At 46.1% G+C, this 12,723-nt stretch carries 12 protein-coding genes; 5 read left to right on the top strand and 7 right to left on the bottom strand.

All coding sequences use genetic code 11. The annotated features are described in order from the left end of the window. Nucleotide 1 precedes the first annotated feature (1 nt). A complete protein-coding gene (locus tag F1593_RS14960) occupies nt 2-739 on the bottom strand; it encodes a response regulator transcription factor (protein WP_149402370.1) in 738 nt (245 codons plus the stop codon). 42 nt (nt 740-781) lie between these two features. Further along, complete coding sequence (locus F1593_RS14955) at nt 782-1,591, bottom strand: sensor histidine kinase (protein WP_149402369.1); 810 nt, start codon at nt 1,589-1,591, stop codon at nt 782-784. A 255-nt stretch (nt 1,592-1,846) separates the two neighbouring features. Here F1593_RS14955 and F1593_RS14950 point away from each other — a divergent pair, with 255 nt between their 5' ends. Beyond that, entirely contained in the window at nt 1,847-3,685 is a 1,839-nt protein-coding gene (locus F1593_RS14950; RefSeq protein WP_172632133.1) for a sensor histidine kinase, read from the top strand. Between the two features lie 234 nt (nt 3,686-3,919). Here the strand turns inward: F1593_RS14950 and F1593_RS14945 are convergent, their stop codons facing one another. Next, entirely contained in the window at nt 3,920-4,108 is a 189-nt protein-coding gene (locus tag F1593_RS14945) for a helix-turn-helix domain-containing protein (RefSeq protein ID WP_149402367.1), read from the bottom strand. Nucleotides 4,109-4,741: 633 nt separating this feature from the next. On the opposite strand from F1593_RS14945, the gene F1593_RS14940 reads away from it, so the two are divergent. Further along, on the top strand, nt 4,742-5,680 hold the full coding sequence (locus tag F1593_RS14940; protein WP_149402366.1) for a threonine/serine dehydratase: 939 nt from the start codon (nt 4,742-4,744) through the stop codon (nt 5,678-5,680). Nucleotides 5,681-5,809: 129 nt separating this feature from the next. Here F1593_RS14940 and F1593_RS14935 read toward each other — a convergent pair whose 3' ends face one another. Then, nucleotides 5,810-6,133 carry a winged helix-turn-helix transcriptional regulator gene (locus tag F1593_RS14935; RefSeq protein WP_149402365.1) on the bottom strand — a complete coding sequence of 108 codons (324 nt, stop codon included), beginning with the start codon at nt 6,131-6,133 and terminating at the stop codon, nt 5,810-5,812. A 158-nt stretch (nt 6,134-6,291) separates the two neighbouring features. On the opposite strand from F1593_RS14935, the gene F1593_RS14930 reads away from it, so the two are divergent. After that, nucleotides 6,292-6,807 (top strand): DoxX family protein, encoded by a 516-nt coding sequence (locus F1593_RS14930; protein WP_149402364.1) that lies wholly within the window; start codon nt 6,292-6,294, stop codon nt 6,805-6,807. A gap of 102 nt (nt 6,808-6,909) precedes the next feature. On the opposite strand, the gene F1593_RS14925 is transcribed toward F1593_RS14930, so the two are convergent. Together F1593_RS14925 and F1593_RS14920 are read right to left on the bottom strand one after the other, a co-directional pair. Then, nucleotides 6,910-7,095 (bottom strand): hypothetical protein, encoded by a 186-nt coding sequence (locus F1593_RS14925; RefSeq protein WP_149402363.1) that lies wholly within the window; start codon nt 7,093-7,095, stop codon nt 6,910-6,912. Nucleotides 7,096-8,104: 1,009 nt separating this feature from the next. Next, on the bottom strand, nt 8,105-9,100 hold the full coding sequence (locus F1593_RS14920; RefSeq protein WP_149402362.1) for a glycoside hydrolase family 76 protein: 996 nt from the start codon (nt 9,098-9,100) through the stop codon (nt 8,105-8,107). A gap of 745 nt (nt 9,101-9,845) precedes the next feature. Between F1593_RS14920 and F1593_RS14915 the strand changes: the two genes are divergently transcribed. Next, on the top strand, nt 9,846-10,844 hold the full coding sequence (locus F1593_RS14915; protein ID WP_149402361.1) for an RIO1 family regulatory kinase/ATPase domain-containing protein: 999 nt from the start codon (nt 9,846-9,848) through the stop codon (nt 10,842-10,844). A 130-nt stretch (nt 10,845-10,974) separates the two neighbouring features. Here the strand turns inward: F1593_RS14915 and F1593_RS14910 are convergent, their stop codons facing one another. Then, complete coding sequence (locus tag F1593_RS14910) at nt 10,975-11,163, bottom strand: hypothetical protein (RefSeq protein WP_149402360.1); 189 nt, start codon at nt 11,161-11,163, stop codon at nt 10,975-10,977. 454 nt (nt 11,164-11,617) lie between these two features. Here F1593_RS14910 and F1593_RS14905 point away from each other — a divergent pair, with 454 nt between their 5' ends. Beyond that, on the top strand, nt 11,618-12,598 hold the full coding sequence (locus tag F1593_RS14905) for an ATP-grasp domain-containing protein (protein WP_149402359.1): 981 nt from the start codon (nt 11,618-11,620) through the stop codon (nt 12,596-12,598). Nucleotides 12,599-12,723: the final 125 nt, after the last annotated feature.

Below are 12,723 nucleotides of genomic sequence, written 5' to 3'. Positions count from 1 at the left end.
TTCAGTCCTGGTTCACCTGCTGTTCCGTCGTTTCTGTCTGTTCAGGATTTACTAGCATATAACCGACACCAACTTTCGTGCGGAGATAGCGCGGCCTGGTTGGATCGGGTTCGAGCTTACGTCGTAAGCGGTTAATATTAACCTGAAGCATATGACTTTCACCGATGTATTCAGAGCCCCACACATATTTCAGGAGTAGATCCTGGGTCATGACGCGACCTATGTTTTTTGCCATGTAAGAGAGCAATCTGTACTCAATCGGGGTCAGTGCTAATTCTTTACTGTTGAGCATAACCTTATGCTGATTGAAATCTATCGAGAGATCCCCAATGGTAGTCGAGCTCATGCCCTGATCATTGCCTATAAAAGAAGCACGCCGTAATACGGCGCGTGAACGTGCCAGTAATTCTTCGATATTAAAGGGCTTGGTGAGATAGTCATCCGCACCCAGATCGAGTCCACGAATCTTATCCTGGTCATTACCTCGTGCGGTAATAATGATAATTGGCACGGTTGAGAACTGTCTGACACGTTGACAAATCGAAAAACCATCCAGCTTAGGCATCATTACGTCCAGCAAGATGAGATCCGGTTTCCGGTTTTCGATTAACTCAAGTGTTTGCTGGCCATCAGCAGCCGTCAAAGCCTCATAGCCCTCAAACTCGAGATTGCGTGCCATCAAGCGTAGTAGCTGTGGATCATCATCTGCAATCAGGATTGTTGTTTTTTTGGCAGGCATGCTGGCATTCCTCCCTTAACGCTGTTCAGTCCTTAGCGTTGTTCAGTACGTCACAGGGAGCAAGATATGAAAAATGCTCCCTTTTCCAACTTCACTTTCCGCCCAGATTGTGCCATGATGCAGTTCTACAATGCGTTTACACAGAGCCAATCCGAGCCCCAGGCCATTTACTTCGCGTGTCAGGCGTGTATCAATACGATGAAAATGTTCAAAAATCTTTTGTAGTTGTTGCGGCTCGATACCGATGCCAGTATCGCGCACCCATATTTCAAGCTTTGTAACGGGTGAGGCAGAGGTACGCTCATTCCTCACGTCCAGACTGTCCGCTGGAAGGCACCCAGCCATCTCCAGCGAATTTGCGCGCAGGCCAATCACAATCTGACTGCCCTGTGGTGAATAGCTCAAGGCATTTTCTAATACTACTTTGAGCGCTTTTTTCAAACGTGTGCGATCACCACAAATAGTTGATAATTGCCATGGTATATTGTGTAGATATCCTTCTGTTGTAATTTGAATATCTGCTGTCGTCTGCCTGTCCTGTGTCTGCTGTTGTTGTAAACATACTTCTGTAACCACTTCACAGATAAACGGATAAAGTTTAAAAGATGTATATTGTAGGGGCAGAGCATCTTCCTCTAATTGTTGTATTTCTAAAATCTGGTTTACCACAGACTCAAGCCGCTCACTGGCTTGCAGGATGGCTTGTAAAAATTCCTGCTGCTCGATCTTAGACATCTTATGCTCATGATGCATGAGCGTGGTTGCATATCCTTTAATTACCGCAAGCGGTGTGCGAAGTTCATGGCTTAGAGTTGTCAGGAGGTTGATTGCACCATACTCTTGCACTCCCATCTTTTCCTTCCCTTTCTTCTATGAACGTTTTTTCTGCGTCAGTAGCGACGTATAGATCTCAGTATACGCCTGGCAACTCACAGAGAAAACACAGAGAAGGATCTACCATCACAATTTTATCACAAAAAGTGTACTGCCATTTTTATTGCTAAGCTTGCTTAAATAATGACTTATAGTGTTACATATATATTACCATGAGTTTATGGGTTGAGATTACTGCAGGCTCTTTGTCTATAAAGATGCATGAGGTATCCAATGGCTTTTTCCAGGGGATATGATATTAGTCGCTCATCGATGATGCCGCAACGTTTTGCTGCCCTCGCCCGTATTACCACGCTTTTAATGACTGAAAAGGATAGTGTTGACCTGATCCATACTACTGTTAAGACTGCTTATGATGCGAGCCAGGCCGAATTAGCCATCTGTTTCTTACGACATGTGGATGAGGATGGCCAGATCTTAGCTGACTCTTTTTATCTGGCTGACAGCATTGGAGCTACCAAACAAGTTGCTGCACTTGCCCACAGGCTGGTGGAGCAGGATGAAGACTTTCTGTCCACCATTTTTCAGCGTGGTTTGCCTGTCTCTATTCCCGACATGCACTCATCCCAATCTTCTCCCTATCTATCGTATATAAAACCAATCAAAGATGGTTCATTCAGGCTGTATACACGGCCACAACAGCAGCATGTGTCTGAACCGCTCAAGCCTGCTGATGTGTTGCTCGATCAGTCTGATCTTCGTAGCTTGTTAGCTGTACCCCTGTTCTATCGTCAGGGGGCCGTGCTGGGTGGTTTATTGCTTGCTCACTCTGCGACCCACCATTTCACCGCTGAGGATGAAGTCCTGATGGTAAGTCTGGCCTCTACTACCGCTGTGGCGCTCGAAAATGACCGTTTGCACCAGAGAATACGAGCAGATGAAATGGCGAGGCAAATTCATGAGGTAACGGAGGCACAAAAAAACTTCTTGCAACTCATATTTGATACGTTGCCCGATAGTGTATTTCTCCTGCGCGGCCCGGATGCACGTTTGGTGATGATGAATCAAACCGCAGTGGATGTCTGGAAGCAACCCTGGCATACAGGCCAGTCCCTACAAGAATTTTTTGCTGAAAGTCATTTTGTGGTCGTAGATGATCAAGGACACATAATCCCATATGAGCAGTTGTCCATAATTAATGCTTTGCGCCATGGCACGTTGACACGACGACGTCCGGAGCACATCGGTCAGGCTGGCGGTGATTATCTATCTGTTATGACGAGCGTATCCTCTCTTCATTTAGAGAATATACTTACACATGAGATGCGTGAGAAATTATTTCTGAGCGCTGATGAGCCAATAGTGGTAGCGGTATTTAATGATGTGACCCCTCTCAAAGAAGCGGAGCGCATGAAAGATGACTTCCTGGCGCTTGCCGCCCATGAATTACGGAGTCCACTGGCTATTTTGCGGGGGCTGACGCAAACCTTACTCATACAAACGCAGCGCGGACATGGTCCCGCGCTGGCTGATTGGCAGTACGAAACGATACATGGCATTGATCAGGTTACCAATCGTATGACGGCTCTGGCTGAGGATTTACTGGACGTAGCTCGTGTGCAGGCAGGTCGTATCAAGTTAGAGATAGTACCGTGTGATCTGGTTGCTCTTGTCAGGCGCGTCACGCTCCGTATGCAAGTTATATCTGCCAGGCACAAGTTACGTTTTCAAACCGCGCTCGCGTATCTGGTTGTGCTCGCCGATGTTCATCGTATGGAGCAGGTGTTGCTCAATCTGATCAACAATGCCATCAAATATAGTCCCGCAGGTGGCTCGATTGAGATTTGTGTAGCTGAAGAAGAGAGGTCCGAACAACAAAAAATGGCTATCCTGAGTGTTCGGGATTATGGTATCGGGATACCAGCGCAACAGCAAGCAATTATTTTTGGACGCTTTGCACGTGCTGATAATGCGCGCTCGGTAGCCGGAACAGGATTAGGATTATACCTTTGCCGGGCGTTGGTTGAGCAGCAACAGGGTCGTATCTGGTTTGAATCGCGTGAAGATCAGGGTTCAACCTTTTTTGTATCGTTGCCTGTCTATTCAACATAGTCGTTTCTGTCTACCTGGTTTCTACTTTAGTACTTTGGTCCTTCACACTATGAGTTTGTATCCAGTTGGCATAGAATAACGTACATATATGTGAGAATACTCAAGAGAAACAATCATTCTTTAACCTATTTTTGAGCTGCCTGACCCTCAGAGGACCAAAAAAGAGGTTGCGCTCTGACAGCATTCAACCTCTTTAATGTATCGATTATATCGACTATAGCGATGTAGAGTTGCTTATTGAAGCAAGCCTTCGCTACCCAGCACTCTGTTTAATGTTTCGCGTTTGATGCGATAGGCCTGGCGTGCGTTAACGTGAGGTAGTACAACTGCCTCAAGTGCGCCCTGTTTGACCCAGCGACGAACAGTTGTATCGTCTACGCGCAAGATTTGTGCTACTTCTGAAACGGTTAAAAGATCACTCATTGTTTATTTCTCCCCTTAGAATCGATATATGTTTTCACCTATTTTTGCCTATATAGATAAAAATATGTGTGAAACATTGTCGTAATTTGTTATTACGCAAACATTGTATAACAATGTTGCGAAATTGTAAAGCTGTGATACTTCATGAGTGCTGTTCTGTATACCTCCTCACTCCTGTTGCTTAGAAACGAAACAAATAGTGAGCACTATATGGAAGCAGAAATGCCCGTTAATTAACATTAAATGAGCTAACAGAGCCTCTTTCACGCATCTTACGAAAGCAATTTATCCTAGCTGGCTCACGGGAATTGGGCCGTGAAATAGTGAATGGCCCTATCAAGGTTTTAACCTGCCTGTGATGTGATCGTGTCAGGAAGGCTGTATTGCGAAAGAAGGCTAATTGAAAAGATAGGAGAGATGCGATAGATTTGTTGCATCTCTCCTGCTTTATTACTGAAGAATATTTCTACTATGTAAGTTCAATGCAGATGGTATTTCAAATGTTATAATTTTGTCTGATATTGACTGACGTTTTTGTCGAGAGTCTGACACATTCTAGTGATATTTGCTTCCATGTATAATAAATGCAAATAGTACTATTTATTTTGATAAAAATGCATAAGGGAGTACATAATGATTTCTTCTCGCGACATTGAGAATGCGGCGCAACGCATTGAGCCATATGTGCGTAAAACACCTGTGATTATGCTTGAGCAGGGGATCTGGCAATGCCCTGCTCAACTGGCATTAAAATTAGAATTTTTGCAGCATGCTGGATCATTCAAGGCGCGCGGAGCTTTTAATCGTTTGTTATCTCAAGCCGTACCAGAGGCTGGTGTGGTTGCCGCATCAGGTGGTAATCATGGCATTGCGGTGGCGTATGCCGCGCGCCAGCTGGGTTATCGTGCGGAAATCTTCGTACCAGAAATTTCTGCGCGGGTAAAGGTTGAACGCTTACGAGCTTATGGTGCCAGTGTGCACATCCAGGGGGCTACCTATGCCGATGCATTTCTGGCGAGTGAAGTGCATGCGCAGCAAACCGGGGCGTTAATTGTGCATGCCTATGATCAGGCGGAAGTCATTGCTGGTCAGGGGACGGTGGGTTATGAATTGCAACGCCAGTTACCTGATCTGGATACAATCCTGGTTGCTGTTGGAGGTGGGGGATTAATTGCAGGCATTGCCAGTTCATTTCAGAATGCCAGGCGTATGCCGCGTATTATTGGTGTTGAGTCGGAGGGCACGGCGAGTATGTTTAGTGCCTTACAGGTCGGTCATCCAGTAGATGTCAGGGTGAGCGGAGTTGTGGCCGACGCCCTGGGTGCCAGGCGTGTAGGAGAGATTGCATTTTCCATAGCGAAGCAATTCGTGGAGCGCGTAGTGCTGGTCAGCGATGAGGCCATCCTGCGCGGCCAGCAATCCCTCTGGAACGATTTGCGTCTCGTCGTAGAACCTTCAGCTGCTGCCTGTGTAGCTGCCCTACAAACCGGTGTTTATCAACCGCAACCCGATGAACGCGTAGGCATTATCCTCTGTGGCGGCAATGCCCGGTTTGAGTCCCTCATTGCCTGATTCTGACATCTTTCTACTTGATGCAGCTGCCTGGGGCCAGCGAATGTGTTTGAGGCAACTGCATCGGATTCACTGTTCTTTGTTGCTGATCCGCACTATCTGTTTGCCGGGCGAAAGCATCGCTATGCATTATTTAAATGGCATGTACCATTTTTGCCCCCAGTTTTCAATCGCTTCGACCACTGTATTCAGTGCTTTCCCTTTAGGCGTTAAGGAATATTCAATACGTACTGGAATATCAGCAAAGACATGACGGCTAATGATCTGTTCTTGCTCCAACTCTTTCAGGCGTAGTGATAGGATGCGGTCACTGATACCCCCAATACTACGTACAATCTCGCTATAATGGCGCGGACCATTTAATAGGACCTTCAAGATCAACGGCGTCCAGCGTTTGCTGATCAGGCTTGCCGCGTATGAATAGCTGACACAGATAGCTTCATTGTCAGACATGCTGTTTTTTCTCCTCTAACAGAATGTGCATTGCTGCTTCTCTATGCTAACATAAAATTAGTGCCTTGACAAACATTAGTTACAGATCTATAATACTTACTGTTACTAATTAAATATTAGTAACAGGCAAATATATATTCAGGAAGGTATCGGTACTCATGTCTTTATCTATTGGTTTATTCATCCTACGTCTCGTTGTAGGCCTCTTATTAATGGGCCATGGTTCCCAGAAAGTCTTTGGTTGGTTTGGTGGACATGGTTTTGTGGGCACATCCGGCTGGCTAAAATCCATGGGATTCAGCCCTGCCTGGTTCTGGACGTTGTTGGGGGGTGGCGGTGAGTTCGTCGGTGGCTTGCTATTGCTGCTCGGCTTCCTCACTCCTCTGGGCGCTATTGCAGTGATTGCTTCCATGTTAATGGCAGTCGTCCGTTTCCACTGGTCGGCTGGTCTCTGGTCCACCAGCGGCGGTTTCGAATATCCCCTGGTACTGCTCGCAGTAAGCCTTGGTCTGGCCTTAACAGGCCCTGGCGCTTATGCGATTGATAGCGCACTTGGATTGGTTGTCCCAGCTCTTATCTTCTGGGTGCTCCTCGCAGTATCAGTCATCATCGTGGCTATTGGAGCCATTACCAGCACACAAGCCTCCAAACAAGCAACTCAGCAAGCTGCATAATATTCTGACCGCTTCTCGAAAGTTGTAGTAGACAAGAAAGAGGTTCTGAGTCAGCGACTCAGAACCTCTTTCTTGTCTACTACAACTTTCTTTTAGCAGATTTTAGCAGATGCCTTTGACAGTGGAACCCACCATCATCCCTTTTTGGAAACGGCGATTGCGCGTCTCTTGCTGCTGATTGACGCGTGTAACCAGAACGACGCGCTGCTGAGCCTGAGCTGTCCAACCCTGAACTGTTGTCTGCTCAACCTGACGGAGAACCATCATACCCTTTTTGAACTGCATCATATTCTCACCTCTAATGGCTCGTGTGGCGTATTGCCGGTTAGACACACATCATGGACAACCTACAATTGAAGCGTCGATAAGGGCTCGTTTATTGGTTTTACTTCATTGCCCTTACACCTAATAATTCTTTTTCTCAAGCTGAAAAGCGGCAATTTTATTCACTATTGCTCTGCTGTTTATCATCGTTTTCTCACCTTGTCGGCTGCCAGGGTCAGGCAGCGAAATGAGCACAAAATGGCAGTACGCTATATATATAGTGCAAATTTTGTGTGTACATTCTACTTTTATGGCTGCTCACGAATCGTTGTCCAGACGAGCAAATTCGATTACACGTGCGCTCTCCGTCGTGGAACTGATACGTTGGCGAATACGAAAAATGTGTGTCAAAAGTGTTGGATTTAAGCGAAAGGATTGCTTCAGGCACAATCTGGTTTGTCGCGCGAAGCGTTGGATCTGTGAGTCTGGCGTCGTTTAGGTGGTCCTGAGCTCTACTTGCGCTCTATAAAAAATGTGGACCTTGATTACTTGCGCCAAATGTATAGATGTCTTCGCTCTGCGAGCCTGCCAGACATCCTTCAAACATGAGGTATGTGTGATGGGATATCGAGACAGACACGGTGCGACGGTTGAGATGTTTATATGCCTTCATCTGGTACCTCCGTCTCTTTCTGTCTAGATACATTTAAAGTAGTGGTTTCTTTTCTATCAACTTGTTACGGTAATAACGATACCATAAAGCGGGACCATTGTCAAGACAATCTAAGGCAATTTTTGGGGATATTTGGAAAAGTCTGTAAATATGTCATAAATGTTGTTTACATTGTAATAACAAAATCTTTTTATTGCTACCTTCGATGGGGGAGAGAAGAGGGAAGGTGGGTAACACCCCGGACCCCGGCAGGCGGTAGCGTTTTTGTGGGAAGTGTGGCAGGAGATTAGGAGATGGGAAGCATGGCTCATGTTTATGTCTCCATTTGTTACAGGATATGGGTCATTCCCACTTTTTGGGTCAGGTCAGGTTGAGACTCATGGCGGCTACCAGCGTATCTAAAGCGGAACCCTGGCGCGCTGCGTCGACGTTATCAACGGGTCCGGCCCACTTGAGGCCAAATTGGTGTGCTGCGAGGCGGTTGCTGGTAACAATTGAGTAGGCGTTGGTGAGTATGAAGTGCCTGTAAATCTCCTTGGGAAGTACTTGATACAGTGTGGCGAGGTTGCGTACAAAGATGCCTTTAAATTGTGGACCATCCGCGCCACAATCGCCGTTTTCACAGGGTTCAATCAGAATGCCCATCCGGTCGGTAAGCTGCATGATAGCTGCGTCCGCGATATTTTCGGCGACCGTACGGTAGGACTCATCATGCGTTATTTGATACATCTCGACCAATCCTCCCAGCACAACGCCCTGATTATAGGTCCAGATGACTCCACCATTATTCTGGCAGTTGTGGTCAAGACCATCATTAATCAGTGAATATGAATTGATCAGACCACTATTCCAGAACCATGTCCATTCTTGATAGGCCCAATGAAAGTAATCCATGGCATTGGGGGCCGTGGAGGCGCGTGTGTAGAGCCGCGCGGCAACAGTAAAGAAAAGCTCATTTGCGATTGCATTCTTATAGCTACGCTCTTTTGACCACCAGATACCACCTCCACAGGTGGTATCCCAGCCACCTTGCATATCAGCAAAAATCGTGCGTGCCAGGGTTAAATAATTTGTATTGCCCGTGATATCATAGGCTTTGATCCAGCTCAGCGCCCACCAGCCTTCATCATCATAGTAATCATTAATGCAATTGCCACCATGATGTACCTCAAAAATATGATTTATGATTGGGAGATAGCCAGTTGTCTGAGTTTTCTCTGTATATTCCAGGAGCACCCAGAGCAGGTTGGCGGCATTCCACCAGCCGGTCGTATCCCAGAGTCCTTGCGTTGGATTGTACCATTGCTGCAACGACTCGATACCAGCATCGACATAGGTTTGGTAGCTATTTAACATGGCTTCGTTTTTATTCCTCTGCTTCAAGCAATACGCTATCTATTATTTTCCACGTTGTGACAGTTGGTTGGTTTCAATTTTGTGAATGGGAAGATATTTCCTGCTTTTTAACGGATTTTGGCTTGACTCTATCCTATCAGGATGGTACACTCGAAAGAGAATAATGTACAAAAAGGAGGTTTTTTAATATGAATAGCACCCTAACCGTATCCTCCACTCGTTCTGGACTTGTTCCCTTTGAGGATACACTCCAGAGGTAAGTACATCTCATCATTACCATCATTGTTACTTTCCCTCGCGAGTTGCCGCAATAAAAAGAGCATCCTTTCGGGACCGATCTCTCCGATGCTTCTATACTGCGCTCTCCTTTCTGCTTCGTTGATGGGTCACGGGTGTATTTACCAACCCGTGGTTTATGTTGCCTTTTTCTTCCACGGGAATGTCCGGCATTTTTGTGCGCAGTGACAGAGGATACCCGTGGCTTTCATGGTCTTAGCATCATTTTCTCTATGCTTTTTTATTGACAACCCGGCGGAAGCGCTGAAACAGGCTCCGTTCTGGTTCGTCCTGCCATGGGTTCTAGCTCTGCTCTGCCTGTCCCTGCCATAGTTTTGTCTATCGCAAAGGATGGTTCTATGTGTTTTTGCTATACGCACACACGCTATTGGCGTGTTACCGATACATTGCATTTTTATTGGGTTCAAACACTTGAGTATGTTTGTGCCAGTGTGGTGAAGGAGCTGACATGGTGAAGAAGTTGCGACATGATTTTTCTACTTATGAAGATGAGCAGTATGAAGATGAGATGACTCCGCGTTGGGAACCGATACAGCGGCCAGTGGTCCGGAGTAAACAGACTAAAAAAACGAGTTATGAGAGTAATGTCGAAGTACAGCGCTGGTTGAAAGAGCAAGGTGTCGAGCCGCAGCCATCCCCGACCTTTCAATCGAGTTTTCTCTCATCACAACGCGATGCACCCTGGATTTTGTCGTCGTTGACTCCATTATATGAGCAAGAATTGATTATTGATGTGTTGCATGTGGTACGTAGCGGTAAGGAGGCGACTGTCTTTTGTTGTTCTGCACATCCAGCGACTGGCTTGCAGTATCTGGCTGTGAAGATTTATCGCCCACGTATGTTCCGTAGTTTAAAGAATGATGCGGATTATCGCTATAATCGTATGCAACGCGATGAGCAGGGACGCGTAGTCTATGGCAGTAGTCGCTTGCGTGGTGTGGCGCGTAAGACGATACGCGGCCAGGCGGTCCGTGTGCTGTCCTGGATTGAGTATGAGTTTGAGACCCAGCGTCTCCTGCATCAGGCAGGAGTACATGTGCCTCGTCCTCTGGCGCATGTTGGCAATGCAGTATTGATGGAATATATCGGTACGGTGGGCCATGCTGCTCCATTATTGCGCGATGTTAGATTGGAGGCGGAAGAAGTAGAGCCGTTGTTCGAGCGTATCCTGGCTGATATCGCCTTGAGCCTGAGCGCGCGACGTGTGCATGGTGATCTCTCAGCCTACAATATTCTCTACTGGGAAGGGGAGACGGTCCTTATCGACTTCGCGCAGGCCGTCGATCCTGCCTACGATGAGGTATATCCTCTGTTGTTGCGTGACGTGACACGCGTCTGTGAATACTTTGCTTCCTATGGCCTGCGGCGCGATGCCCGTCAACTGGCACATACGCTATGGGTACAGCATATTGCCCGTCTAGAAGATCCAGGATTGGACGAGGTGTAAAATCAAGAGCCAGGGAAAATGGGGTGAAATGGTAAAAACATTTACCTCTTTTTCCGACTCTTACCTGGTATGCGTCTGTGGATCAGTTTGATGCAATGACAATTTCTGTTGCGTGCTGATTTAAAAATCATTAAGAGAGTGTCAGCCCCCCAATACCAGCGGGATCTTGCTGCTCCCTGGCTGGCTGGCGTGTGCGCGCCTGCGCCCTTTTTATTGTATGTTGCTGTAAATGTGCATAGCACATTACAGCAACATACAATAAAAAGTGGTTTGAGCACCATTGGTGCGAAAACTCATGCGCCAGGATGGCGAAGATCATGAGAATCAAACACTTTGTAAGCTCGACTTTGTACATTTTTGAAAACGTGAGCTCAAAAATGCATCGTACTCGCCCTTTTTCGCAGGCTCGAAAGCCTAAAAATGTATAAACTCAAGCTAAAACGAAGTTGACGTCGTTTGATTCAAATCAAGCGAGCGTTGTATAATGCAAGTAATGTTGATAGTGAATTGACAGATACTACTTATAAATCTCAATAGGTGAGTATGTTGATAGATCAACATGACGTAAGGGCGTGCTCTTCTTAAGAGATCCCACTGGATAAAACGCTTCTTTATTCCTCTACCATCATTTTTTGCCAGGGGAATATATCAGACGGAGTGCTATGCCTGCAACGTTTAACATTCAATTTGCATAGGAGCTAAATTTATGAGACAAACAACAATGAGCATGTGCCTCTTTCTTATTTAGCTTTGCCTTATCATGGACATATTTTATGAAATTATTTATTGCAACAGACCCAGAACATTTACAACGTGGTATCCCTTTAGAAGAGGATGATAAATTACTTCAAATGGCTTGTTGGCAGCGGGACATTCATGCACAGGTATTCGCCTGGAATGATCCCCTGGTGCACTGGGAGGAGGCCGATGCGATCCTCATACGCTCGACCTGGCGTTACCATCACGCGCTTTCCGAGTTCCTCGTATGGGTGCAAAAGGTTGCACAAACGCGTTCTTTGTGGAATCCAGCCGAGGTTATTCGATGGAATAGTCATAAAGGATATCTCCAAGAACTTGCTCAAGCTGGATTTAAAACAATCCCAACAGTGTGGTTTAAACAAGGTACAGCCGTCGATATCGACCAAACCCTTGCGAAGATTTTTACACATTGGAAGCATATTGTCATAAAGCCTACAACATCCAGCAATGCGCATGCGACAGTATTGACAGACGATCCAGCAATTGCCCGCCAACACCTTGAGGATATTCTTCATCAGCGCGATGCCATGATCCAACCCTATCTGCAGATCGTACAAGAAGAAGGAGAACATTCTTTAATCTTTATTGAAGGAAATTATGCGCATGCTTTCCGAAAAAAAGCATCTTTGGCGCTTGATCCTATTGGAGAAGTCCCAATAGAAGCTTCAGAAGAAGAGAAGGAGACTGCATGTGCTCTTCTGGCACATGTGGCACAGCGTTTCGCACTTCGTATAGAAGATTTGCTCTTTGCACGTGTTGATTTGATACGGATTGGTCAAGATTTTTGTATCATGGAACTCGAATTAATTGAACCACGTTTGCGCCTGGACATCCATCACTACCAGGCACTCAACCGGCTCGCCCAGTCAATAGAAGAGCGGCTCAATCATCTAAGGCAATCATCTCATCTCAATGAAATACGTAATAATTCTCAGGAAAGAGAGGCGCTGAGACGCAGGGAAGAAAAGCAAGTGGTTATGCTTAATAATAGATAGTTATGGGTGTTTGTACTTATGATCGCTTACAAAGTGGTTTGAGCGCACACGCCTGCGCCCTTTTTATTGTGTGGTGTTGGAAAAGTTCGAAGAACTTTTCCAACACCACACAATAAAAAGAAGTT

Origin of the sequence: Dictyobacter arantiisoli (genome assembly GCF_008326305.1) — a bacterium.
GTDB classification, from domain to species: domain Bacteria; phylum Chloroflexota; class Ktedonobacteria; order Ktedonobacterales; family Ktedonobacteraceae; genus Dictyobacter; species Dictyobacter arantiisoli.
This window is presented reverse-complemented; position numbering and strand designations above follow the sequence as displayed.

What these genes read in the sequence shown, in the direction of transcription:
- F1593_RS14960 (WP_149402370.1), bottom strand. Translation starts at nt 739, where the DNA reads ATGCCTGCCAAAAAAACAACAATCCTGATTGCAGATGATGATCCACAG.
- F1593_RS14955 (WP_149402369.1), bottom strand. Translation starts at nt 1,591, where the DNA reads ATGGGAGTGCAAGAGTATGGTGCAATCAACCTCCTGACAACTCTAAGC.
- F1593_RS14950 (WP_172632133.1), top strand. Translation starts at nt 1,847, where the DNA reads ATGGCTTTTTCCAGGGGATATGATATTAGTCGCTCATCGATGATGCCG.
- F1593_RS14945 (WP_149402367.1), bottom strand. Translation starts at nt 4,108, where the DNA reads ATGAGTGATCTTTTAACCGTTTCAGAAGTAGCACAAATCTTGCGCGTA.
- F1593_RS14940 (WP_149402366.1), top strand. Translation starts at nt 4,742, where the DNA reads ATGATTTCTTCTCGCGACATTGAGAATGCGGCGCAACGCATTGAGCCA.
- F1593_RS14935 (WP_149402365.1), bottom strand. Translation starts at nt 6,133, where the DNA reads ATGTCTGACAATGAAGCTATCTGTGTCAGCTATTCATACGCGGCAAGC.
- F1593_RS14930 (WP_149402364.1), top strand. Translation starts at nt 6,292, where the DNA reads ATGTCTTTATCTATTGGTTTATTCATCCTACGTCTCGTTGTAGGCCTC.
- F1593_RS14925 (WP_149402363.1), bottom strand. Translation starts at nt 7,095, where the DNA reads ATGATGCAGTTCAAAAAGGGTATGATGGTTCTCCGTCAGGTTGAGCAG.
- F1593_RS14920 (WP_149402362.1), bottom strand. Translation starts at nt 9,100, where the DNA reads ATGTTAAATAGCTACCAAACCTATGTCGATGCTGGTATCGAGTCGTTG.
- F1593_RS14915 (WP_149402361.1), top strand. Translation starts at nt 9,846, where the DNA reads ATGGTGAAGAAGTTGCGACATGATTTTTCTACTTATGAAGATGAGCAG.
- F1593_RS14910 (WP_149402360.1), bottom strand. Translation starts at nt 11,163, where the DNA reads ATGATCTTCGCCATCCTGGCGCATGAGTTTTCGCACCAATGGTGCTCA.
- F1593_RS14905 (WP_149402359.1), top strand. Translation starts at nt 11,618, where the DNA reads ATGAAATTATTTATTGCAACAGACCCAGAACATTTACAACGTGGTATC.